Origin of the sequence: Aliivibrio salmonicida LFI1238, from assembly GCF_000196495.1 — a bacterium.
GTDB classification, from domain to species: domain Bacteria; phylum Pseudomonadota; class Gammaproteobacteria; order Enterobacterales; family Vibrionaceae; genus Aliivibrio; species Aliivibrio salmonicida.
In genome coordinates this window covers 856,064-879,957 of the sequence record NC_011313.1, presented here as the reverse complement: position 1 = coordinate 879,957, position 23,894 = coordinate 856,064, and the positions used below count along the sequence as shown (strand labels likewise).

23 protein-coding genes are annotated in these 23,894 nt (G+C 37.3%); 14 read left to right on the top strand and 9 right to left on the bottom strand.

What is annotated here, in order from left to right:
- The first annotated feature begins 13 nt into the window (after positions 1-13).
- The 3 genes from VSAL_RS23050 to VSAL_RS20170 all read left to right on the top strand — a co-directional run bounded on the left by VSAL_RS23050 (position 14) and on the right by VSAL_RS20170 (position 5,073).
- Positions 14-1,020, top strand: a protein-coding gene (locus VSAL_RS23050) for an IS630-like element ISVsa8 family transposase (RefSeq protein ID WP_085941784.1) whose coding sequence is annotated in 2 segments (ribosomal slippage) — positions 14-392 and positions 392-1,020 — 1,008 coding nt in all. Because the reading frame shifts where the segments join, the coding sequence is not laid out codon by codon here.
- On the top strand, positions 1,013-4,702 hold the full coding sequence (locus VSAL_RS20175; RefSeq protein WP_044583591.1) for an RHS repeat-associated core domain-containing protein: 3,690 nt from the start codon (positions 1,013-1,015) through the stop codon (positions 4,700-4,702). The genes VSAL_RS23050 and VSAL_RS20175 overlap by 8 nt, the downstream gene beginning before the upstream one ends.
- Entirely contained in the window at positions 4,693-5,073 is a 381-nt protein-coding gene (locus tag VSAL_RS20170; protein ID WP_012552088.1) for a hypothetical protein, read from the top strand. The genes VSAL_RS20175 and VSAL_RS20170 overlap by 10 nt, the downstream gene beginning before the upstream one ends.
- 257 nt (positions 5,074-5,330) lie before the next feature.
- On the opposite strand, the gene VSAL_RS20160 is transcribed toward VSAL_RS20170, so the two are convergent.
- The 4 genes from VSAL_RS20160 to VSAL_RS20145 all read right to left on the bottom strand — a co-directional run bounded on the left by VSAL_RS20160 (position 5,331) and on the right by VSAL_RS20145 (position 7,832).
- Positions 5,331-6,227 carry a DMT family transporter gene (locus VSAL_RS20160; protein ID WP_012552086.1) on the bottom strand — a complete coding sequence of 299 codons (897 nt, stop codon included), beginning with the start codon at positions 6,225-6,227 and terminating at the stop codon, positions 5,331-5,333.
- A gap of 101 nt (positions 6,228-6,328) precedes the next feature.
- The gene (locus VSAL_RS20155) at positions 6,329-6,775 is read right to left on the bottom strand and encodes a copper chaperone PCu(A)C (protein ID WP_012552085.1); all 447 of its coding nucleotides are present in this window, start codon (positions 6,773-6,775) and stop codon (positions 6,329-6,331) included.
- A gap of 53 nt (positions 6,776-6,828) precedes the next feature.
- Entirely contained in the window at positions 6,829-7,395 is a 567-nt protein-coding gene (locus VSAL_RS20150; protein ID WP_012552084.1) for an SCO family protein, read from the bottom strand.
- Positions 7,392-7,832: a hypothetical protein gene (locus VSAL_RS20145; RefSeq protein WP_012552083.1), complete on the bottom strand. Its 441-nt coding sequence runs from the start codon at positions 7,830-7,832 to the stop codon at positions 7,392-7,394. Before VSAL_RS20145 ends, VSAL_RS20150 begins: the two co-directional genes overlap by 4 nt.
- Positions 7,833-7,952: 120 nt before the next feature.
- On the opposite strand from VSAL_RS20145, the gene VSAL_RS20140 reads away from it, so the two are divergent.
- Positions 7,953-8,513 carry a DNA-3-methyladenine glycosylase I gene (locus VSAL_RS20140; protein ID WP_012552082.1) on the top strand — a complete coding sequence of 187 codons (561 nt, stop codon included), beginning with the start codon at positions 7,953-7,955 and terminating at the stop codon, positions 8,511-8,513.
- A 95-nt stretch (positions 8,514-8,608) separates the two neighbouring features.
- Complete coding sequence (locus VSAL_RS20135) at positions 8,609-8,794, top strand: hypothetical protein (protein WP_012552081.1); 186 nt, start codon at positions 8,609-8,611, stop codon at positions 8,792-8,794.
- An 82-nt stretch (positions 8,795-8,876) separates the two neighbouring features.
- Here VSAL_RS20135 and VSAL_RS20130 read toward each other — a convergent pair whose 3' ends face one another.
- Positions 8,877-9,764 (bottom strand): endonuclease/exonuclease/phosphatase family protein, encoded by an 888-nt coding sequence (locus tag VSAL_RS20130; protein ID WP_231850935.1) that lies wholly within the window; start codon positions 9,762-9,764, stop codon positions 8,877-8,879.
- A 240-nt stretch (positions 9,765-10,004) separates the two neighbouring features.
- On the opposite strand from VSAL_RS20130, the gene nrdD reads away from it, so the two are divergent.
- The 4 genes from nrdD to VSAL_RS20110 all read left to right on the top strand — a co-directional run bounded on the left by nrdD (position 10,005) and on the right by VSAL_RS20110 (position 14,612).
- Positions 10,005-12,125 (top strand): anaerobic ribonucleoside-triphosphate reductase, encoded by a 2,121-nt coding sequence (gene nrdD, locus VSAL_RS20125; RefSeq protein WP_012552079.1) that lies wholly within the window; start codon positions 10,005-10,007, stop codon positions 12,123-12,125.
- Positions 12,125-12,595 (top strand): anaerobic ribonucleoside-triphosphate reductase-activating protein, encoded by a 471-nt coding sequence (gene nrdG, locus VSAL_RS20120; RefSeq protein ID WP_012552078.1) that lies wholly within the window; start codon positions 12,125-12,127, stop codon positions 12,593-12,595. Before nrdD ends, nrdG begins: the two co-directional genes overlap by 1 nt.
- Before the next feature lie 90 nt (positions 12,596-12,685).
- Positions 12,686-13,873: an amino acid aminotransferase gene (locus VSAL_RS20115; RefSeq protein WP_012552077.1), complete on the top strand. Its 1,188-nt coding sequence runs from the start codon at positions 12,686-12,688 to the stop codon at positions 13,871-13,873.
- Between the two features lie 70 nt (positions 13,874-13,943).
- A complete protein-coding gene (locus VSAL_RS20110) occupies positions 13,944-14,612 on the top strand; it encodes an ATP-dependent zinc protease family protein (RefSeq protein ID WP_012552076.1) in 669 nt (222 codons plus the stop codon).
- A gap of 111 nt (positions 14,613-14,723) precedes the next feature.
- Here VSAL_RS20110 and VSAL_RS20105 read toward each other — a convergent pair whose 3' ends face one another.
- The 4 genes from VSAL_RS20105 to VSAL_RS20090 form a co-directional block, all read right to left on the bottom strand.
- Entirely contained in the window at positions 14,724-16,142 is a 1,419-nt protein-coding gene (locus VSAL_RS20105) for an MltF family protein (RefSeq protein WP_012552075.1), read from the bottom strand.
- A 117-nt stretch (positions 16,143-16,259) separates the two neighbouring features.
- The gene (locus tag VSAL_RS20100; RefSeq protein ID WP_331386586.1) at positions 16,260-17,489 is read right to left on the bottom strand and encodes an MltF family protein; all 1,230 of its coding nucleotides are present in this window, start codon (positions 17,487-17,489) and stop codon (positions 16,260-16,262) included.
- Positions 17,490-17,913: 424 nt separating this feature from the next.
- On the bottom strand, positions 17,914-18,453 hold the full coding sequence (locus VSAL_RS20095) for a hypothetical protein (protein WP_012552073.1): 540 nt from the start codon (positions 18,451-18,453) through the stop codon (positions 17,914-17,916).
- An 82-nt stretch (positions 18,454-18,535) separates the two neighbouring features.
- Positions 18,536-18,913, bottom strand: coding sequence for a YgiW/YdeI family stress tolerance OB fold protein (locus tag VSAL_RS20090; protein ID WP_012552072.1), 378 nt, complete (start codon positions 18,911-18,913; stop codon positions 18,536-18,538).
- A gap of 235 nt (positions 18,914-19,148) precedes the next feature.
- On the opposite strand from VSAL_RS20090, the gene VSAL_RS20085 reads away from it, so the two are divergent.
- From VSAL_RS20085 to yjjG, 5 genes are read left to right on the top strand one after another with little or no spacing between them, the layout of a single operon-like run.
- Positions 19,149-20,636 (top strand): cobyric acid synthase, encoded by a 1,488-nt coding sequence (locus VSAL_RS20085; RefSeq protein ID WP_012552071.1) that lies wholly within the window; start codon positions 19,149-19,151, stop codon positions 20,634-20,636.
- A gap of 12 nt (positions 20,637-20,648) precedes the next feature.
- A complete protein-coding gene (modA, locus tag VSAL_RS20080; RefSeq protein WP_012552070.1) occupies positions 20,649-21,383 on the top strand; it encodes a molybdate ABC transporter substrate-binding protein in 735 nt (244 codons plus the stop codon).
- On the top strand, positions 21,383-22,072 hold the full coding sequence (gene modB, locus VSAL_RS20075; RefSeq protein ID WP_012552069.1) for a molybdate ABC transporter permease subunit: 690 nt from the start codon (positions 21,383-21,385) through the stop codon (positions 22,070-22,072). Before modA ends, modB begins: the two co-directional genes overlap by 1 nt.
- 1 nt (position 22,073) lies before the next feature.
- Complete coding sequence (modC, locus tag VSAL_RS20070; protein ID WP_012552068.1) at positions 22,074-23,165, top strand: molybdenum ABC transporter ATP-binding protein ModC; 1,092 nt, start codon at positions 22,074-22,076, stop codon at positions 23,163-23,165.
- Positions 23,166-23,202: 37 nt separating this feature from the next.
- Complete coding sequence (yjjG, locus tag VSAL_RS20065; protein ID WP_044583589.1) at positions 23,203-23,883, top strand: pyrimidine 5'-nucleotidase; 681 nt, start codon at positions 23,203-23,205, stop codon at positions 23,881-23,883.
- The last annotated feature ends 11 nt before the right edge of the window (positions 23,884-23,894 follow it).

The window sequence follows — 23,894 nt, the reverse complement described above, 5'->3', positions numbered from 1 at the left end:
TGTCTATATCATAATGAAAGCAGTTAATCCTTTAACAGACAATGAAAAAATAACCCTAAAAGAAGCGATCGCTAATCATCCAAAAAATAGAGTAAGAATACGAGCACATGCGATTATTCTCAGTGATAAAGGCTACTCTATTTTAGCGTTAACTGATATTTTAGACGCTAAATTTGAGACCATATCGTCATGGATAGACCATTGGGAAGCCTGTGGAATGCTCGGATTGTATGACGCTGTTCGTATAGGTAGAAAACCTATTTACACAGAAGCAGAAGTATATCGTTTGAAGTCATTGGTTGATGAAGAGCCACATCAACTTAAACGAGCACAAGCAATACTTGAAGAAGAAACAGGTAAAAAATCCAGCTTAGACACTATTAAACGAAATATAAAAAAAGTGATTACAGTTACAAAAGAGCCCGACACTCATTAAAGTTAAAGCGTGACGATATGAAATTCAATAATTTCAGTAATATATTGAATTCATTGATTGAAATGGAACGTACGAATAAATGTGAACTCTTTTATTTTGATGAGTCAGGCTTTAGTCAGAAATCTAATCTTCCTTATTGTTGGGGACCTATCGGTGTTCAATCGCTAAGGCCTGCTCATTCACACAGCAAACGGCTCAATGTTCTTGGCTTCTTAAGTAGACAAGGTAAATTGAGTTTTCAAACAACGGAAGGAAGAGTAACTACCGATACAGTAATTGATGCATTTGAGCACTTTATCAACGCACGAAAAAACGATAAGCCATGCTTTATTATCTTAGATAATGCCTCTTTTCATAGGTCAGCAAAATTTAAACAAAAATTGCATGAGTGGTTGATGAATGATGTATTAGTTTGTTATCTACCACCGTACTCTCCAGAGCTCAATATCATTGAGATATTGTGGAAGAAAGTAAAATATGAATGGTTACCATGTGAAGCGTTCAAAACGTTTGAAGACCTCAGTATTAACATCAAAAACATATTAAATTATTACGGCGAAAAATTCACAATAACTTTTGCGTGACTACTTAGCAAATGAATACAAATATAAAGCTCATGCCATAAAAGCTACAGTTAATGAATTAATGAAGTTACAAGAACCTGCTATTTTGCAAATAAGCAGAAGTTCAACGGGAGGAAAAGGACATTATTGGGTATTAGAAAATATAGAAAATGGACAATTTAATATTTTTGATCCTCAAATGAACAGGCGGTTTCAATTCAATGCTGAACAGATAAAAAAAGAGTGGGGAGGAAATGTAATATTACTATCTAAAACAGGAAGTAATGCTATTGGCGAATTAATGTCTGAAGAGGAAATGACATCAACTTATGGAGGGTGCTGTGGTATTCAAAGGCCTCAAGGTGATACAGGTTTTCCGGAAAGTATCCCTGATAGTCCAGAAAGTGATTGTTCAAAAGGTGCGCCTATTTGGACGGTAAATATGGTTAATATGAACCTATTTATGACAGATATCCCACTCTGGTATAACAATGAAATCGGTCCAAATGTGGAAATTAAATTAAGTTATAACTCACAGAGTGTTTTGGCTCAAAATGAACCATTTGGTAATAAATGGATGTTCAACTATGGTACTTATCTTGTTGTTGATCCTGGAGAGGCGGTGACTATATTTGGTTCTGATGGGCGTGAAGATGTATTTATAAAAGATGCTCAAGGAAAATACCAATCAGATAGTTATTATAGAACAAAGTTGGTTCAAGAAAATCAGGATACATATAGCCTAATATATGCAGACGGTTCTAAGAAGATATATGGGGTACCAAAGAATACAAAAGCTCTTCAATATTTTTTATTAGAAAAAATAGATGCTTATGGGAATAAATTGATTTTCCATTATAACAATGAAGCAAAAATGGTATCTATTGAAGATTCACATAATAGAATGACACACCTTAATTATGATGCAGTAGGCTTAATTTCATCTGTAGATGACCCATTCGGACGAAAAGCAACTTTTTTATATGATGAGAATCGGAACTTAATATCATTAGTTGATATGGAGGGGTATACTGCATCATTGACATATGATGATAATCGTTTTGTAACTTCGTTAGGTGATGCTAAGGGGACAACAAAGTTTTATATAGAGCCTGCTGACGGTATTCGAAATGGTGCCGTTGCATATAATTCTCCAGGCTCTGATATGTGGGAAAATTATCGTATAACAGTAACATTACCCAATAAAAAGAAAGAAGAATATTATTTTAACGGATTTAATAAATCGTCTTGGTATGTAAATGCTGATAATTATCGTGATTTTTACTCTGAGAACAATAATTATAGCTCTAAAATTAAAAAAACAGTCTATAAATTTGTCGTACCAAATGGACGCATAGGTAAGATCTCTGAGGTTAAACACCCTGATGGGAGCAGCAATAAAATTGAGTATTATAAGAATAATAAGATAAAATCAATTAAAGACCAATTTGGTAAAAATCAAGAATTTAAATGGAATGAGAATGGATTGTTAATAGAAAGAATTGATAAGTTAGGTAATACCATAATCTATGATTATGCTGATAATAATATCGATTTGATTTCTATATCAACAGTTAATGGTGTCATAAAAATAGAATATGATGATTATCATAAAGTAGTTAGTATTTCTGATTATAATGGAGATATATCAAAAGTTATTTATAATGAGAATGGTAATGAAATAAGAAAAATCAATGAAGAAGGCATTGTGACTAACTTTATTAGAAATGAATTTGATTTTATTAAAGAAATTATTCATTCTGGAAAGACGATTAAAAAATATACTTATGATTCTATGGGGCGGATTGAAAAATATAAAGATATAAATAATTATACATATCTTTATGAATATAATAATATTGATACTTTACTAAAAGTGACTTATCCATCAGGAAGAGTCATTAAAAAAGTCTATGGTACTTGTCCTCGTATGTTGACAAAGAAAATACGCCAAAAAGATAGAGTGTATGAATACAGGTATAATGATTCTAAACAATTAACAAAAATAATAAATCCAATATTAGGCAGGGTTGAACTTACTCGTTCATCATCGGGTTTAATAACCTCTATTTTAGACGAGAATAGTAATCGAACTAAATTCGATTATACCTACATAGGTAAATTAAATAAAAAAACTTATTCAGATGGAACAAACGTAAATATTGAATATGATAAAGATGGTTTGCTGACTAAAAAAGTTAATGCAAGAGAGATAATAAAAGAATTCATTTATAATGATAAACAACAAATCACAAGAGTTGATTACAGTGATGATACCCCAAGTGTTAACTATCAATACGATGAACAAGGACGAGTAATTTTAATTACTGATCAATTTGGTAATACAAAATTCGAATATTATCCTAATGGACAATTGAAGACTAAAGATGGACCTTTAGACAATGATTTAATATATATTACTTATAATAAAGTAAAGAAAATATCATCTGTAACTATCAACAATACGATAAACTCTAGTTATGAATACGATGATTTAGGAAGATTGTTAACGATTAACGCTTTTTCAAAAGATTTTAATTACAGCTATAGCAATGCTTCTTTATCTCCATCAATAATGCTTGACTATCCGAGTGGGGTTCAACAAAGCTGGCAATGGGATAAACAGTCTGATTTAGCTCAATTAAGGTATACAAAAAAAGATACCTCTATTGCCGAGTATAACTATAAATTTGATGAATCGGGACAGCTTTCCGAGCAAATCGGTACAAGTACATGGAGAATGGATGTTCCTAAATTTACCGCCAGCTATAATGATTTAAATCAAATTATAGAATGGAATGGGGACAAGAATATTTTCGAGTATGATAAAGATGGTAACCCGACAAAAGGTATTTTAGGTGATGGAACCTCCTTTGCTGCGATATATGATGCAGAGAATAGGTTAGTTGAGCTGAGTTTTATACGTGAAGATATTAAGTATAAAGAAACATTTGGTTACGCATACAATAATATGCTTTCAGAGTATAAGCTTTATCAAAATGAAGTTTTAGCTAAAACAAAACATTATGTTCGCCTTGGATTAGTTGAGTTACAAGAACAAGATGGAAAAGGAAAAGTCGAACAAGAATATGCATGGAATTTATATGCCAAAGGCGGTATTGGTAATTTATTAATAACAAAAACTGCGGATAAGTTTTATCAGTACATTTATAGTCATACTGGTAACGTGCAAAAAGTGATTGATGGTAGCGGTAATATTGTTGCTAATTATCAATATACACCATACGGACAGGCATCAGGTGATGCTTTTACATTACAACCATTCGGTTATTCGACCAAACGAAGTGATTTTGAAAGTGGGTTAGTTTATTTTGGTTATCGATTTTATGCTCCGCATTTAGGTCGCTGGTTAAATCGAGATCCTCTTCAAGAAGAAGGAGGTATTAATTTATACGCATATGTAAATGGTGATCCTCTAGGATATGTTGATCCAGATGGTAGAGAACCATGGGACAGCTTGCCTGTTGAAGCATATATGCCGGATAATACTAAATTATACGTAGAGCAATCAATTAAGAAAGCTGAACATGAAGCCAAATGTGAAATGAAAGAACAAATATATAAATTTAATAATTCAGCTAGTATTTTAGCTAAATTTACATCAATAAAACATGGAGAAGCTGTATGCTCTGCTATTTCTATGGGACTTGATATTTTTTCAGAGGTAGAACAATGCGATTAATTATGTATTTTTGTCTATTTTCAATTTTAATGTTTTTAGTTATGATTGTTAATCATGAAGTTGACGAAGAGTTAACTATTGGTAAAATAAAAAGAATAGATATTTATAAAAAGGTTCCTGTATATAAAAACGCTCTTTTAAATGAACCTATGAGTAAAATTATAGTTGATGTAAATGGTAAGGAATTTAATGCTAGTGGTAATTGTCCTGAATATACTATTGGTTGGAATGTTTTAGTAAAAATTAGAAATGATTATAATATGATTAATTGTAAACCATATATAGAACTAACTATGAAGTATCGAACTAATACAATTATAGAAAAAAATAAACTTTTCTATGATAAAATAAATTATAAATATGTTAAATAAAACGCGGGTAAGCAAGATAAGTATAAAAATGATTAAAACATTATGTTTATTTACTGTTTATTTAAAGGCATACATAATGAAAAAGAAATATCAGGGTTAGTCATACGACGTTGTGAACAATCGTCTAAGGATACTCTTTTTCAAGTAGAGCCTTATTTTTATGGTGACGAAAAATATATTTTAGAGTGTAACGGATTTTACAAAAAAGCTGACTTATCATAGTCGGCTTTTTTATGGTATTTACTGCGGTGACCTTGCTAGACTTTAAGGAGCACTTCTGCTTCTTTTTTGGCTTTCTTAGTTTTTATCTGAGCCAAAATAACCCCAGAAATCACCATTAATCCACCCATTAAGTGATAACTTTCAATTTTCTCACCTAATAAAACAGCCGCAAGAGAAACGGCTACAACCGGCATTAAATTCATGAACATCGCGCTAGATTCGGCACCAATGACATCAATGGCTTTAACCCACATCCAAGGGGCAGCAATAGAAGCCGCAATAGAGGCGTACATAATCAGTGGGATAGACTCTTTTGTTGGTAATAAGTTGTCACTGGTTAGCCATAATGGCATTAGCATAGCGACAGCAAACATGCCTTGCATATAAATCATCTGCCAGTTAGTGATTGGCATTTTCCAACGTTTCAATAATACGCAATAGGCTGCATAAGTGAATGCTGCTATTACCATTAAACCATCGCCTTGAGTGATCGGTTGATGCAAAAAGAAAGTCACATCGCCATGACCGAGCATAAACGTTAAGCCAGCTAACGAAATTACGGCACCAACAATACTTAATGCGGATATGCGTTTTCCTAGCAACGGTACGCTAAGAAAAACACTGATGAGTGGCACTAAAGAAATGATTAATGACATATTCGATGCTGTAGTGGTTAATCCAGCGTAGTAGCCTAATGATTGGTTGATGACCATGCCAAGTAAGGCTAAAAAAGCCAGCTTAGAGAGGTAAGGGCGTATCACATGGCGAGATTTAATAATCGAAGGCAAGCAAAATGGCGTTAACAGAAGCATTGCAAAAGCCCAACGATAAAAACTCATGGCACTTGGCTCAATAGCTGATGCTGCCATTTTATTAATGATGGAATTTCCGCCCCAAATGATGACGGTAAGTAGCGGTAATAAGTAATACATGTGAGCTGCATCTCATCAGAAGGTAATGAGATGCAGTGTGACAGGTCGAATTGTTTATATATATCTCTAATCGGACACCTTGATTTACTAATAAGACACGATTACATTTTGTGCTTCATTCCTGCCATTACTTTCTTTACTGGTGCTTTAAATACTTCTTTATCGCCATCAGAAAAGTTAAGTGTCACATCAATAAAGTCACTTTCTTTTAGAGGCTGAGCCAAATCAAATAGCATAATATGCAGGCCACCTGGTTTTAGCATGACTTCTTGATCTTTAGGGATCTCAATCGTATCTACTTCTCGCATTTTCATCATGCCGTCGGTTTTAATCACGGTGTGTAATTCTACTTTCTTTGCTGCTGATGTGGTTGCTGATACTAAGGTTCTCGTCGCATCACCTGTATTTTTAATGGTCATGAAAATGGCGCTGTTTGTTGCGTTTGGTGGTGTTGCTCGTGCGTATGGGTTTTCGATAATTAATTGGCTTTGAGCAAAAGCGCCAGTGCTAAGAAGTAGTGCACTAAGAGCAAAGAGTGATTTTTTCATGATGTTATTCCTTTAAAGTATGATTTTTATTATTTTGTCATTAAGTGTGTTGCTTAGTTTGCTGGCAATGAAAGAGATTGAATCGCTTCCACTATGGGATCTGGCGATATAGTGTGAGGCACTTTACGTATTAATGAACCATCTGGTTTTAGAAAGTAGAAATATGAGGAGTGATCAATCGTATATTTTAATGCTGAGTCTTTTAATTCGGTCTTATGAAAGGTGACACTGTAGCGTCTTGCTAATTCATTGATTGCATCGACTGATCCTGAAACGCCCTCAATCGAAGAATGAAAATAGTGTGCGTATTCTGCTGAGTGTTCAGGACTGTCTCTTTCTGGATCAAGAGTCACAAAGACAGGTCTTAACGTTTTTAATGTTCCTGGATCGATTTGATTTAATGCGCCAGAGAGCATCGCTAATGAGGTAGGGCAGACATCAGGGCAGCGAGTGAAACCAAAATAGACGATACGAATACGGGGATCGTTGAGATCAAAAAGATCAACGGGTTTATTTTCTATTCCGTACAGTACGTTATCGTTAGTTGAATACGCCAAATAAGCTTGTTTTGCTCCGAAACCAACGAATATGATTACGATTATTAATAGAATTTTTTTCATTGGACGGCCTTTAATGAAATAGAGACTGAGGTGGTTCCATCACTGATGGTGCCTACCCATGTCATGCTGTTTTGGGTGCAAATTGGAAGTAAAATAGTGCCATTAAATTGGTGGTTTTCATTTTTTGATAATTTAAAAATAGGATTGCCCATTTCCATTTCATGCCCCTTCAAAGAAACGATGAGGTTGTCTGTATTTAAGTTCGGCCAATTCACAGTAATAGAGCTCGGTTCTAAAGGCGTAAGTACGTCTTTTTCTAATTCGATGTCGATGCCATTTTTTGTACAAGGCAAGCTTGAGAGCTTACACGTCTCTTCAATTTGAACGGTTTGTGCCGAATAAGAAATAAGAGCGTCTTTTATCTCGGTGAAAAAAAATCCAACACCAAATAAAAGTAACACGGCAATGACTTTCATTGCTGAAGAGGCTATGTTCATATACAAATAAATTTATCAAATAAAAGTATGATAATAGTAGCATAGCAACAATACAGGGCAGTGTACTGGTTGTTGGAGTGTGATCATCGTTAAAATTTAGTAAAAAAGGATAAGTAGGCTATGGATAAAAAACGTTGCCAGTGGGCTGAAGTTTCTGATTTAGATAGAGAATATCATGATAATGAATGGGGGGTTCCTGTTCACTCTGATCAACAATTGTTTGAATCTTTAATTTTAGAAGGTGCGCAAGCGGGATTAAGTTGGTCTACTATTTTAAAAAAACGGGAAGGCTACCGTTTGCTGTTTGATGGTTTTGATGTTCAAAAAATCGTTAAATATGATCAAGATAAAGTCGACGCGTTAATGCTAGACGCTCGTATTGTTCGTCATCGCTTAAAAATTAATTCGGTGATCACCAATGCTCAGGCCTTTATTAAGATACAGCAAGAGTTTGGCAGTTTTTCTGACTATTTGTGGTCTTATGTTGATGGCAAACCAATGATAAATAAGTGGGAAACAATGGCTGATGTGCCAGTCACCACTGAGTTATCTGATAAATTAAGTAAAGATCTAAAGAAACGTGGTTTTAAATTTATTGGTTCGACCATCTGTTACGCTTTTTTACAGGCGACGGGCGTAATCGATGATCATCTTGTCAGTTGCCCTTGCTACAAAGGTTAATTTTAAGTTACTGTTAAGTTAACTAGTGGTTGATCGATACCGTATTTAGAATAAGCATAAAGTAAGTGCACTGCGTAGGTAATCAAGGAGAGATTATGACGAATAAGATGATAGAAGACACGGATGCAAATATTATCGAAACCGTGGATATTAATGGCACGTATCAAGAAGAGCGACGAGAAAAGGAGGAAAGAAGAAATTACCCAACAAAATCTGTTCTTTTTGAGCGTCGAATAACAAAAGATAAACGCATTAAGAAGAGTATCGACATTAAAATTTAATCTCTTTCTCATGATTACCATGAATAAACTGTGTATTTGATATTAAAAAGGAGCGTAATTTACGCTCCTTTTTTTGTGCCTGCTAATCTTTTATTTTAAATATAATGGGGCAGTGATCGGTGAGTTGGAATTTTTTAACGTCATTTTGGTCATACAGTAATTGCTCTACTTCGACTTTTTTAAGAGAAAGGTTACTAATGCCGTGATCAATCAAACGGGTAAATGTGGTGTATTTTGGCCAGTTACGTTTCCATTGTTTAACGGTGCAATTACCTTTGGTGTCTTCTGTCAGTAGGTACGGGTCTTGTGGTGTGCCTTTTTGAATTTCTTTCCACACCCAACTTCTTGGATGCGCTAAGGTGTGGTTAAAGTCCCCAAGAATTAAGTAATCTTGTTTCTTTTCGTTTCGCTCATTTATCCAATCAATCACTTCTTCTGTTTGTTGTTCAAGAGTGGAACAGGCGTAGTTTTTCTTCTTCTGACCAAAACACCCTGATTTCAAATGAACAGAAAGTAAATGCAAAGGCTTTTCGTTTACGGTTGCAATGATATAAGCCGCATAACGTAATTTACTGGTTTTCTTGTCGGGTAACAGAGAAAAATCATCAGGGTCAGTCACGCTAATTGAGTTATGAACGGCAAAACCCGTGTATTGGTTTATGTCATTAAACTGTTTTTTTGGGTTAGATGAACGATCGGATAAGTAGATTTTATACTCGTTCCCCACGACTTTTTGAATCGCCTCAGCGGAATCGACTTCTTGGAAGGCCAATATTTGGCTATTTGATTTAATAAAATAATTATTTAAGGATCTAAAATCGTATTCATTTCTTTCTGATGGTTTAAATTTTTCAGATGGATTGAGTGTTAACCATTCCATATTCCATGTCGATAGTGTGACAGCATAGCTTGAAAATGAGCTAAAAATAAGCATGTAAAAACTGAGTAAGCGAGTAATTCGTTGATTCATAAGTCCTCCAGAAATCGCAAGCAGTTTAATCAAAAACTTACTGCATAGCACACAAAAAAATGTTTCATTTTCATACATTGCAACGAATTTGAGAACAAGATTAAAGCAGTGGTGAAAGTAGAATCACCCTCAGATTTCTCTTGATCTAGATCAAGGTATTTTATTCGTAGATCGAGCTTAATACACCACATCTTGTGTTAGCGAGTCTAATGCACCCACTATTTAGTATTTGGAGCCACTGTGAACATAACTGTAATCAAACGAGATGGAAGTCGTGCAGCCTATGAGAATTCTCGTATTATTGACGCTGTAAAAGGCGCTTCAGAGCAGGTTACGCCTGAAATTGAGAGTTATGCTCAGCTAGTGGCTCATGCCGTTGAAGTGGCTCTACAGGGACAAAAAGAAGTGGGTATTCGTCAGATCCAAGATCTGGTTGAAAACGAATTAATGCAAGGGCCACACAAAGTGTTAGCGCGTGCTTATATTGAGTATCGCCATGACCGTGACATTGCTCGTGAAAAAATCAGTGTGTTAAATAAAGAAATTAGCGGCCTGATTGAACAAAGTAATGCTGAGTTATTGAACGAAAATGCCAATAAAGACGGCAAAGTTATCCCAACACAGCGTGATTTACTGGCGGGCATTGTGGCTAAACACTATGCGACACGTCATATTTTACCGCGTGATATCGTTCAAGCGCATGAACGTGGCGAGATCCATTACCACGATTTAGATTACGCCCCGTTCTTCCCAATGTTTAACTGTATGCTGATTGACTTAAAAGGCATGTTAACCGGTGGCTTTAAAATGGGTAATGCGGAAATCGATACACCAAAATCGATTGCCACAGCGACAGCAGTAACCGCGCAAATCATTGCTCAAGTTGCAAGTCATATCTACGGCGGAACTACGATTAACCGTATTGATGAAATTCTTGCGCCTTATGTAACGGTTAGTTACGAAAAAGCGAAGAAATTGGCTGAGAAATGGAATATTGCGGATGCTGAAGCGTTTGCTCAAGCACAAACAGAAAAAGAATGTTATGACGCATTCCAATCTCTTGAGTATGAAGTAAACACATTACATACCGCGAATGGGCAAACGCCTTTTGTTACGTTTGGTTTTGGTTTAGGCACAAGCTGGGAATCAAAATTAATTCAACGTTCTATTTTAGCGAACCGTATTGCTGGTTTAGGTAAAAACCGTAAAACAGCGGTATTCCCAAAATTAGTCTTCGCTATTCGTGATGGTTTGAATCATAAAAAATCGGATCCTCATTACGACATTAAAGAACTTGCGCTTGAATGTGCTACAAAACGTATGTACCCAGACATTCTTAACTACGACAAAGTGGTTGAAGTGACGGGGTCATTCAAAACGCCAATGGGATGTCGCAGCTTCTTAGACGTTTATGAAGAAAATGGCGAACAAATTCATGATGGCCGTAATAACATTGGTGTTATCAGCTTAAACCTTCCTCGTGTTGCGATTGAAGCGAAAGGTGATGTGACTGCATTCTACAAATTGCTTGATGAGCGTCTACTTCTTTGTCGTCGCGCATTAGAAACGCGTATCTCTCGTCTTGAAGGCGTGAAGGCTCGTGTGGCTCCTATCCTTTATATGGAAGGGGCGTGTGGTGTTCGTCTGAAACCAGATGATGACATCATTAATATCTTTAAAAATGGCCGTGCTTCAGTATCGCTGGGTTACATTGGTGTGCATGAAACGATTGAAGCATTGTTCGGTAGTGATGATCACTTATATGACAACGCAGAGCTTCAAGTAAAAGCATTAGACATTATTCAATACCTAAAAGATGCTGTAGAAGTATGGACAAAAGAAACCGGTTTTGGCTTTAGCCTTTATGGCACACCAAGTGAAAACTTATGTTCTCGTTTCTGTAAATTAGATAACACACAGTTTGGTGTTATCGATAAAGTGACAGACAAAGGGTACTACACCAACAGTTTCCACCTTGATGTTCAAAAAGTAGTGAACCCATACGATAAGATTGATTTTGAAATGCCATACCCTGAGATCTCAAGCGGTGGTTTCATTTGTTATGGTGAATTCCCTAACATGCAACGCAATATTGAAGCGTTAGAAAATGTATGGGATTACAGCTACAGCCGTGTGCCTTATTACGGAACAAACACCCCCATTGATGAATGCTATGAATGTGGTTTTACGGGTGAGTTTGAATGTACAAGTAAAGGTTTCACATGTCCTAAATGTGGCAATCATGGCTCAACCAAAGTGTCAGTAACACGTCGAGTATGTGGTTATTTAGGCAGCCCTGATGCACGTCCATTTAACTTTGGTAAGCAAGAAGAAGTTCAACGTCGAGTGAAACATTTATAATGAATTATCACGTATATCATTCAATTGATGTGATTAACGGACCGGGTACACGCTGTACCCTGTTTGTTTCTGGTTGTGAGCACAACTGTAAAGGGTGCTATAACAAGTCCACATTAAATCCAAACTCAGGTCATGTATTTTGTCAGGAATTGGAAGATAAGATCATTGCCGATTTGAATGATACGCGTATTCATCGTCGAGGGTTGTCGCTGTCAGGTGGCGATCCTCTTCATCCAGCCAATTGTGAGGCAGTGCTTAAGTTAGTTAAACGAGTTAACTCTGAATGTGAGAATAAAGACATTTGGATGTGGACAGGTTATACGTTAAGCGAGCTTAACCCAACGCAGCAAGAGATTGTGAATTTGGTTGATACGTTAATCGATGGCCGATTTGAGCAAGAGAAAGCGGATCCATCATTAGATTGGCGTGGAAGCAGTAATCAAATCATTCATTATTTTAATGAGTTGTAAAATTAGAGTAAAAAATTAAGCAATAAACCGTGATATTTTCCTGTCTGAATGGTAATTTAAATGTATTACAGATCATGAGGATATGAAAATATGCTGCAAAATATAGCGACTCCTGCTAAAGATCCCATTCTTTCTCTCTCTATTGAATACCGTGCTGATGATCGCGACAACAAAGTCGATCTCGGCATTGGTGTTTATCGTAACGACCAAGGTCATACTCCAATCATGAAAGCGGTGAGTGATTCAGCGAAAGCTATCGCTGCTGAGCAAACCACAAAAGCGTACGTTGGCCTTGCTGGTTGTGAAGTCTTTAACCAAAGCATGGTTGATCTGTTATTACGTGATACGTCTGCTTATGAGCGTGTTTCTGCCATTCAAACGCCTGGTGCCAGTGGCGCATTGCGCATGATTGCCGATTTAATTAAATCAACAGAACCAGGCGCGACAGTTTGGATAAGTAATCCAAGTTACATTAATCATCAACCGGTAATGGAAGCGGCAGGCTTAAAGGTTAAGCATTACTCTTATTTTAATCCTGTAACGAAACATGTTGATAGTGAAGCGATGATGGCTGATTTAGCCAAGGCTGGACCTAAAGACATCATCTTGCTGCACGGTTGTTGTCATAACCCAACAGGGGCTGATATACGTCTGTCTGATTGGATAGCAATTACTGAATTGGCGTTGAAAAACGGCTTTATTCCTTTTGTTGATATTGCCTACCAAGGTTTTGGTGATGGCTTAGAATCTGATGCAGCAGGGTTACGCTTTATGGCGGAGCGTGTGCCTCAAATGTTTATTGCGACGTCATGTTCTAAAAACTTTGGTTTGTACCGTGAACGCACTGGTGCAGCAATGGTTATTGCAGCCAATATTGAGATTGCGATGAACGCCAAAGCGAAATTATTGCAAATGGCACGAGCGACTTACACCATGCCACCTGATCACGGTGCGGCCATTGTGGGGCGAATCTTAAACGATGCGGCATTAACATTATCATGGCGTACTGAGTTAGATGAGATGCAAAAACGTTTACTTGGTTTACGTTCGAATCTGTGTGCGGCGCTGCGTGATGAAACGCAATCGACTCAGTTTGATTTTATTGAACAACATAAAGGCATGTTTTCTGTGATTGGCTTCAATGGCGATCAAATGGCACAGTTAAAATCTGACCATGGAATTTATGCGGTAGGGGACGGTCGTATTAATATTGCAGGAATGCAAGAGCAGCATATTGATTATGTTGCAAAATCCGTTGCCTCTGTTGCAAATAAGTAACAGAAATTTTTGAGATAGTTACTATACTAATAGAATGAATCATTACAGATAATACAGTAAAGGAAAACGCATGAAGATAACAAAAAAATGGTCAACGTTACTTTTACCTATTTTACTTGCTGGTTGTATGTCGACAACAGCAACGACAACACCAGAAACAGGTACGACTGATAAGCCGGTTGTTGAGCAACCAGTAACACCAGAGACTAAGCCAGCAGTAAAACCAGAAACAAAGCCAGCAGTTAGGCCTGAACAAAAACCACAGATCGATCCTAAGCCACCCGTTGCGACAAATCTGAAAACAGCAGATGGCAAACTGATTTTAGGTGAAGAAGAGTGGATGTACATCAAAGGGATTAACCATAACGCGAAAGCTCGCATTGACACAGGCGCTACAACGTCTTCAATTTCAGCGGTTGATATTGAAATGTTTGAGCGTGATGGAAAAGATTGGGTTAAATTTAAACTTGCTCATGGTGCTGGTGAGACAAAAGAGTTTGAATCACCAGTGGCTCGTATCGTAACTATTCGTCAATCAAGTACAGAGAAACGAACTGATCGTCCAGTGATTGAAGCATGGGTACAAATTGGCGATTTAGAAACCAAGACAGAGTTTACTCTTAATGACCGTACGCACATGACGTTCCCTGTATTATTAGGTCGAACTTTCTTCCGTGATGTGGCTGTTGTTGACGTAAGTAAAAAGTTCATTCAGCCAAAAGTAAAATTAGCTAAGTAAATCGCTTATCTATCTTACATCGAAGTAATGAATAAAAACGCCCAAATCTAGTATTTGGGCGTTTTTTCATGTTTTAAATATAGAGGTTAAATTAGTAATTATGATCGTGGATTAGAACAACTTATAATTAGATGCATTCTGCTGCTCTCTATGGGCTTGTAGCTTATATATTTGTTTGTAGATAACGTAATAACGGCTGATATTGGCAACATAATGAACAGGCTCTTTGCTAACGTATTTCTGAGCCATGATTTCTACATTATTAAACCAAACATTAGGGTTATACCCGTGTTTAACCGCCATTCTTCGCATTTTTCTTACATTCGCAGGTCCTGCATTGTAAGCCGCTAATGAAAAGTACATTTGATTTTCTTCAGTGATCTCCGGTTTCAAAAAATAGCGTTTATGTACAAAACTCATGTATTTCACACCTGCGTGAATATTATGTTCTAGTTGTCTAAATTTTTTGATATTGATATACGGTTCTTTTGCGGTTTGTGGCAGTACTTGCATAATACCAACGGCACCCATATGAGAAACGAGGCGGTTATTGAACTTGGATTCTTGATACGCTTGAGCTGAGATCATTAACCAATCAAATTCATACTTGTCGGCGTATTGTTCAAACAAGACCGCCAAACTTTTAAATTGCGTTACGGTTTCAGGGTTAAGGGCTTTTTTTAGCCACTTGGTATTATCAAGGTATTTCTTGTAAATGACGTTACCTAAGAAGGAACCTTGACGAATGGTTCTTACGTATTTGTTTACAGCAGATTTTAATTGGGGGCTATTTTGGCGCATTGCCCAGCCAATATTTGCATTTGTTCTGATTGGAAGATCTTCATAGATAGTGATGTTTTTCATTACCTTAGTCCATAATTGTGATTTATGGCTGTCAATCACCGTGATAGGTAATATATCTTGGTTAAGCATCTCCATCAGTTCGTAATCTTGTAGGTTTTCTTCTAGGAATTGAACACTGATAGGTGGAATATCTTGTGCTGAAAGTTGCTTATTGATTCTTTGTAAACTTTCAAAGTAGCTAGAGCTTGGTCTAACCCATACTTCTTTGCCTGAGAGATCTTCAAAAGAGGTAATGGCAGGCGCACTTTTTGAACCGACTAACCATTCTTTACTGTTGCTAATAACAGGATCACTGAAATCAACCGATTTTAAACGTTGAGGTGTGATCGTTAAATTGGCAACGGCAAGATCGCCAAACCCACTTTCTAACGCATTGAATAAATCGTCTCTAGGAATAGGGATCACTTGGACATTCACGTTGATATTATTTTTTCGTAAATGGAGTTCAAAGTGATGGAGGAATTCAGCAATAATGCCTTTAGGTTGTCCCTTTTCTATGTAATAAAATCCAAGATCGGCAGAGACAAGTACCCTAATGGTGCCTTTTTTTTCTAATACTTTTAAATCCCCAACATAAGGAGTTTGAGTCATGGGGGATAACTCAATAGAAAAAGCCAGTTGGGGTATAAATAATAATACCCATATAAATCTACGTAAACTATCCATGTTACGACGCCATTTTTTAACAACATACTAACAAGTTAAAGTGAAAATGAAGATAATTCAAGATTTTTATACGGGTATCACACTCACATTCTCTGGATATTAATGCTGATAAGGAGATTAAAAGAAAGAAGAGGTCGACACATTACGCTGTTTTTTATGTTCTTCTAATTGTGTTATTTGCTTATAAATGACGTAATAACGGCTGATGTTTGACACATAGTGCACGGGCTCTTTACTGATGTATTTTATTGCCATTAATTCAACGTTATTGAACCAAATATTTGGATTATATCCATTTATTCTAGCCATGTTTCTAATGCGCCTTATGTTTGCAGGTCCTGCATTATAAGCCGCAAGAGAAAAATAGAGTTGATTATCAGGGGAAATTTCAGGCTTATCAAAATAGCGTTTATGCACAAAGCTAAGGTATTTTATCCCTGCGTGAATGTTATTTTCTAATAGATTGATATCATTAATGCGAACATTGCGATCTTGTGCCGTTGTTGGCAACACTTGCATAATACCAACCGCACCTTTATGAGAGATGACATTGTTGTTTAATCTTGATTCTTGGTAGGCAAGCGCCGAAGTTAATAACCAGTCGAGATTGTACATGTCTGAATATTGTTTAAATAATCCTGAAAACTGGTTTAGTCTATCGATACTGTCAGATCGTAAGATTTTTGCTAACCATCGGTCATCATTATCATTAAGGTATTTTTTATAAATAAGATTCCCTAAGAATGAGCCTTTTTTGATTTTTGTAATGTATTGATTCACTACTTTTGACAGCTGTGGGCTGTCTTTTCGCATTGCCCATGCAATATTGATGTCTTCTTTTAGGGGAAATTCATCATGGTATTGAATGTTAGGAATGATCTTTTTCCATAACAGTGCTCGATAATTTTCAATAACGGTGGCAGGAAGCAATTTATTTTCTACCATTTCGAGTATTTCATTCTCTCCAAGAGACTCTTCTAAAAAATGAACATCCATTGGAGAATAATGCTCTCTGGCTAATTGGTTATTTAGATTTTGTAGGGTTTCAAAATAACTGGAACTGCCTTTTACCCAGATCTCTCTTCCTGAAAGATCATAAATGGTTTCAATAGGCGCTTCTTCTTTTGAAGTGATAAGCCATTCGGCACTGTCTTTAATGGTGGGAGTACTGAAATCAATATGCTTTAGGCGATTTTTGGTCACCGCTAAGTGCCCAACAGCAATGTCTCCAATACCGGATTCAAGAGAGCGGATCAGATCATCTTGAGCGACTGGGATAATGCGTATGCGCATGTGACGATTTTGTTTTTTTAATGCTTGTTCAAAGTGCGAAAGAAATTCCGAAATAATGCCAATCGGCTTACCATCACTGACTTGGTAAAAACCAACTTCAACAGAGACTAATATCCGAATGACTAATCGGCGCTAGCTCAATAGATTGAACTACGCTTGGTAATAACAACAAAGCAAAAATAAGGGGACGAAATTGATTCATAGCGGAATTCCAAATAACAATATAGGTACACGCCATGTTTCATTACTGTTAATAACAAGAGGTAGGTTTGTTGTTTTTAGGCGGTATTACATTTGAGACTATTAGTTAATCGGTTATTTAGTAAGAGTGTTTAACTTTTGATTTTAATGAAGTTTTTATGAAGAGTTTAGTTATTACTTTGTTTTTATTTATTGGTGTTGTGAATAAGTAAAAAGCCAGTGGCATAAATACAACTGGCTCTTTAGGGAATAAAATCGTAAGTTAATATCGTGTTATTTAGAACGTAAATCGTGCCGTCATCATTATTTGACTGCCGTAGATCCCACCAAATTTAGCTTCAGTACCGACAGAAAGTTGATCTGTTGAATGAAAACGGAAGTGCACGCTACCTACATCTTTTGTTATGTCACTATTAAAAAGTTGACCGTATTGAGCGCCGACTTCAATTTGCTGTACTAACCACATACGAAAACCAATATTTACTTCGGTTAGCATTTCATCACCAAATTTATCACTCGATTTGTCTTTTACATTATGAAGTAATAGTTGACCATAGATGTCTGCGAATTGGTTTATTGGACCGTTGAAACCAATACCACCACTGATGTCCCAATCGCCTTCAAATTCGGTGTCTATTTTTCCGACAAGATGAGCGTTTTCAGTAAATTGCTGATTTATTTGAGCACCGAAAGTACCTGGACTTGTTCCTATACGAGCTTCAAAAAAGCTGTAAGGAAAATTATTTGCTAGCGCAGTTGAAGAAGAAAGTGCTGCAGTTAAAAGCCATATTTTATTGATTGTTTTTATCGGTGTCATAACTTGGTAGCCTAGTTTCCATAAAATTCACTTATAGAAAAGCCTGCAAAATGCAGGCCAAGTTATCGATTTGTTATTTGATTTATAGGGTTTGTAGGCGATCTACTTCAATCTCAGGGGTACTTCCACCTTCATATTCACCAAAAATGCGGACTTTAGTCGTTTCATTAATCGCCGTTGGTAATGAAATGTCGTCATCAATTTCGATTTGAATTTCAGTCGTACCATCTGAGAATACGTATTTGTCTTTACGAATATGGCGAACGATACGTCCATCAATGGTTGCGTCTTGCTCTGCGAACATGCTCGTGTCTTTTAATAACTCAGCAACCGTCGTTGTTGTTACTGGGCCAGTGTAGTTTAATTGAGCGTGTTTATTGTTATGGTCGCCATTGTTAGCCAGAGCGATGGTTGGAGATAAGATTAGAGCGGCTGTAATTGCAATGATTGTCTTTTTCATAATAAACCCTTAATACGATAATGTGATGACTCTGAAATGCAGAGTCTTATGCGTTGTTGTTTCGATAGAGCTATTAAAGCAAAGGTTGCCTGAATCTATAGTGAGGAAGGCATTCATATTCTATTCATCTATTTTATCTTTATTCATATCAGGTGAAACTTCAGTAGAACCTAGCCTCTGTGTTGTTAAAAATGCTAATATCATCAACCTGATATATACGAAATTAGATGGAATTATGAACACTTTTGCTCCGTTAATGGTTCAAGGAACGACTTCTGATGCTGGTAAAACAGTCTTAGTGGCAGGGTTATGCCGAGTACTCTCTAATAAAGGGATTCAAGTTGCCCCTTTTAAACCTCAGAATATGGCACTTAACAGTGCTGTAACGGAAGATGGTGGTGAAATTGGCCGAGCTCAAGCACTGCAAGCGGATGCTGCTAGAGTAAAACCACATGTTCATATGAATCCTATCTTATTGAAGCCGAACACCGACATTGGCGCTCAAGTCATTGTTCAAGGAAAAGCCATTGAAACGATGGATGCGTGGGGGTTTCAAGATTACAAAAAACTTGCCATGCCTTATGTTCTAGAGTCTTTCGCTTACCTGAATGACCATTATCAATGTGTTGTGGTTGAAGGGGCGGGAAGTCCTGCGGAAATAAACCTGCGTGAAAATGACATTGCAAATATGGGGTTTGCAGAAGCCGCTGATGTTCCTGTGATCATCGTTGCTGACATTGACCGTGGTGGTGTGTTCGCCCATCTTTATGGCACATTGGCGTTATTGTCTGAATCTGAACAAGCACGAGTCAAAGGGTTTGTAATTAATCGCTTTCGTGGTGATATTTCTTTGCTTGTTCCCGGCCTTGAATGGCTAGAAGAAAAAACAGGCAAACCTGTACTCGGTGTTATCCCTTATTTACACGGATTAAACTTAGAGGCGGAAGACGCCATTAAGAGTGAGCAACAAGAGAAAGGCCAATTTGTGGTTAAGGTGCCAGTGGTTACTCGTATCAGCAATCACACCGATTTTGATTCATTGCGTTTGCATCCAGATATCGATCTTCAATTTGTAGGTAAAGGACAATCGCTGTCTGGCGCTGACTTTATTATTCTTCCTGGTAGTAAGTCGGTTCAGGCCGATTTGAATTACCTTAGATCTCAAGGGTGGGATAAAGATATTGAAAGACACCTTCGTTTTGGTGGCAAAGTAATGGGAATTTGTGGTGGTTATCAAATGCTAGGAGAGCAGCTTTCTGATCCGCTAGGAATCGAAGGCGAACCCTCATTAATTGATGGATTAGGGCATTTGGCAATATCAACCGAGCTTAAAAAACAAAAGCAGCTAACCTTAGTTGAAGGGGAGTTGCATCTTCCAAATCAATCATCAGCAAAAGTGAAAGGGTATGAAATCCATGCTGGCGTCAGTATACATACTGCCGGAGCTCATCTTCCTGTGATCATTAATAGTGAAAGCATTGTAAGGTATGACGGAGCTTTAAATCATGAAGGGTCTATATTTGGGACTTATTTACACGGTATCTTTGATGAACCAGAAGCCTTTGAAGCTATTATGTCTTGGGCTGGCTTGAAAGAAAGTAAAGCCATTGATATGAAAGAAATTCAAGAAGAGGCGATTGAGCGTATTGCGGCTTCTATTGAAGAAAGTTTGGATTTATCACAACTCTGGCCAAGTTTGTTTGAAAAGAAAGCAGCGTATTAAGAAGGAATTATTATGTCTCGAATTTTTGTATTTTTTGCATTATTGATGAGTTCGTTGTCAGTATCTGCCAATGTGACAGTATATGCAGCATCATCATTAACCAATGTAATGGATGATATCGCGTCTTCTTATCAGAAGGTAACTGGTGAAAAAGTCAGAGTGAGTTACGCAGGGTCGTCTTCGTTAGCACGACAAATAGCGAACGGTGCACCCGCGGATATTTACTTATCAGCCAATACGAAGTGGATGGACTATTTGATCGAACAGGATCAAATTGAAGCTGAAACAAAGGTTGATCTGTTAAAAAATAGCCTAGTATTAATTGCATCGAAAAGCACACCAAAAGAAAACGCTTGGCAGTGGTTTATTGATCAAAAAGATCTGCGCCTTTCAATGGCAGATCCAAGGCATGTACCCGCAGGTATTTATGGTAAGCAAAGTTTAGAGAATCAACATCGTTGGGCTGAGGTAAATAAACGCATAGCATCAGGTAATAATGTGCGTTCGGCTCTTTTATTTGTGGAGCGTGATGAAGCGCCGTTAGGCATTGTGTATAAGACAGATGCATTATTATCAAAAGGCGTAACGATTGTCGAAGAGTTCCCTGCTGATTCTCATGATCCTATCGTGTACCCGATGGCGATAGTAAAAGATAAAAAATCAGATCAAGTAATGAATTTTTATCAATACTTACTTTCTGAAAAAGCCAAAATGACCTTTACAGCTTATGGGTTTACAACAATTTAATGATATTAACGGATTATGAAGTAGAGGCTTTATTACTGAGTTTAAAGATCGCGGGCATTGCGGTCAGCTTTTCTTTGCCTATTGGAATATTACTGGCTTGGTTGCTAGCTCGATGTGAGTTTAAAGGCAAAGCCATATTAGATGGATTAATTCATTTACCGTTAGTGTTGCCACCAGTGGTGATTGGGTATTTGTTACTGATCTCAATGGGGCGACAAGGCATTATAGGCAAATGGTTATATGAACTGTTTGGATTAAGTTTTAGTTTTAATTGGAAAGGGGCTGCATTGGCCTCTGCTATTGTTGCGTTGCCATTGATGGTACGAGCGATTCGATTAGCGTTAGAGTCGGTTGATCAAAAGTTAGAACAGGCAGCCCGTACTTTGGGGGCATCACGCTGCAAAGTATTTACCACCATCACTTTACCCTTAATGTTGCCGGGGATTTTAACTGGTGCCGTGCTAGCCTTTGCGCGCAGTTTAGGTGAATTTGGTGCGACCATCAGTTTTGTTTCAAATATCGAAGGGGAGACAAGAACGCTTCCATTAGCAATGTTCAGTTACATAGAGATCCCCGGGGCAGAAATGGAAGCAGCGCGATTGTGCGTGATCTCTATTGTTGTTGCGTTAATTTCATTATTGCTGTCTGAATGGTTAGCACGAGCCAGTAAAAAAAGGTTGATGGGTTAATATGTTAGTCATTGATATTCAAAAGCAATTGGGTGATTTGGATTTAAACGTTCAATTGTCGCTGCCATCTTCTGGAATAAGTGCGATATTTGGTCGGTCGGGTGCCGGAAAATCATCACTTGCGAATTTAATCAGTGGATTAACGTCCCCAGATTCAGGGCGAATTTCTCTTAATAGTTCTTTACTATTTGATTCAGATAAGAAGATTTCGGTACCGCCAGAACGTCGACATATTGGGTATGTGTTTCAAGATGCACGTTTATTCCCACATTACAAAGTTGAGGGGAATTTACTCTATGGATGTAATGGTAAGAGAACGGCTCGTTTTGATGATGTGGTGAGCTTGCTTGATATTGAGCCTTTGTTAGATCGTCACCCCCATTCCTTGTCGGGGGGAGAAAAGCAACGCGTTGCCATTGGTCGAGCCATTTTATCTGAGCCAGATTTATTAGTCATGGATGAACCGTTAGCGTCATTGGATCTCCCAAGAAAACGTGAAGTGATGCCATATTTAGAACGCTTGGCGAAAGAGATCAAGATCCCTATTATTTATGTCACACACAGTCTTGATGAAATACTTCGTTTAGCGGATCACATGGTGCTGTTAAATGATGGAAAGGTCAGTTTATCAGGAGACATTACCTCAGTGTGGAGCTCACAAGAGATGCGCCCTTGGGTTAGTATGTCCGAGCAATCAACATTGTTAGAAGGTATTGTTGATCATCACCATGAAACGTATTTGATGAGTTTTGTGCAGCTGTCAGATCGACAAGGGATTTGGGTTAAAAAAACAGACGCTTCTGTTGTACTAGATCAGCATATTCGATTACGGATTCGAGCAAATGACGTTTCTTTAATCAAAACTGAACCCTGCAGCAGTTCTATTCGTAATATTCTACCGGTTACCGTTGTCGCGATTGAAAAAGACCGAGAAAATGACAGTGTTGCCGTCAAACTTGATTTGGTGGGGCATGTTTTATGGGCGAATATTACCGCTTGGGCCTGTGATGATTTAGCGTTAGAAATTGGACAGAAATGGTTTGCACAAATTAAAGGTGTGAGTGTGACTCAGTCAGACTTATGCTCTAAGTAACTGCTTTTAAAGTATAAGCTACATTAAGGATATGAATATGAAATACCAATGGATATTATTTGATGCCGATGAAACCTTGTTTTATTTTGATGCCTTTGCAGGTTTACAACGCATGTTTTCAGGTTATGGCGTTGAGTTTGGGAAAGAACAATTTATTGAATATCAATTGGTAAATAAACCGCTGTGGGTACAATATCAAGACAATGAAATTACGGCTTTGCAACTTCAAGAAACACGATTTGAAGAGTGGGCTAAAAAAGTAGGTGTTACGCCAAAAGCAATGAATAGCGCGTTTATGATGGCAATGGCCGAGATCTGTACGCCATTAGATGGTGCTAGAGAGTTGCTTGATTCATTGTTAGCGAGCAATGTGAAAATGGGTATTATTACGAATGGATTTACGGAATTACAGAAGATCCGCTTAGAGAAAACGGAATTTAGCCATTATTTTGAGTTGATCATTATTTCAGAGCAAGTCGGAATCGCAAAACCAGATAAACGCATTTTTGAACATACTTTTTCGATGATGGGGGAGGTGGATTTATCCGCGATACTTATGGTTGGAGATAACCCTGATTCAGACGTGCTTGGTGGCATGAATGCAGGTATTGACACATGTTGGTTAAATGAAGCCGGTAAAACGTGTCCTGAAGGCGTAGAGCCAACCTATACTGTGGGTTCACTGGTAGCATTACAAACTATTTTAGAAAGCGCTTAATTTAGTTAACC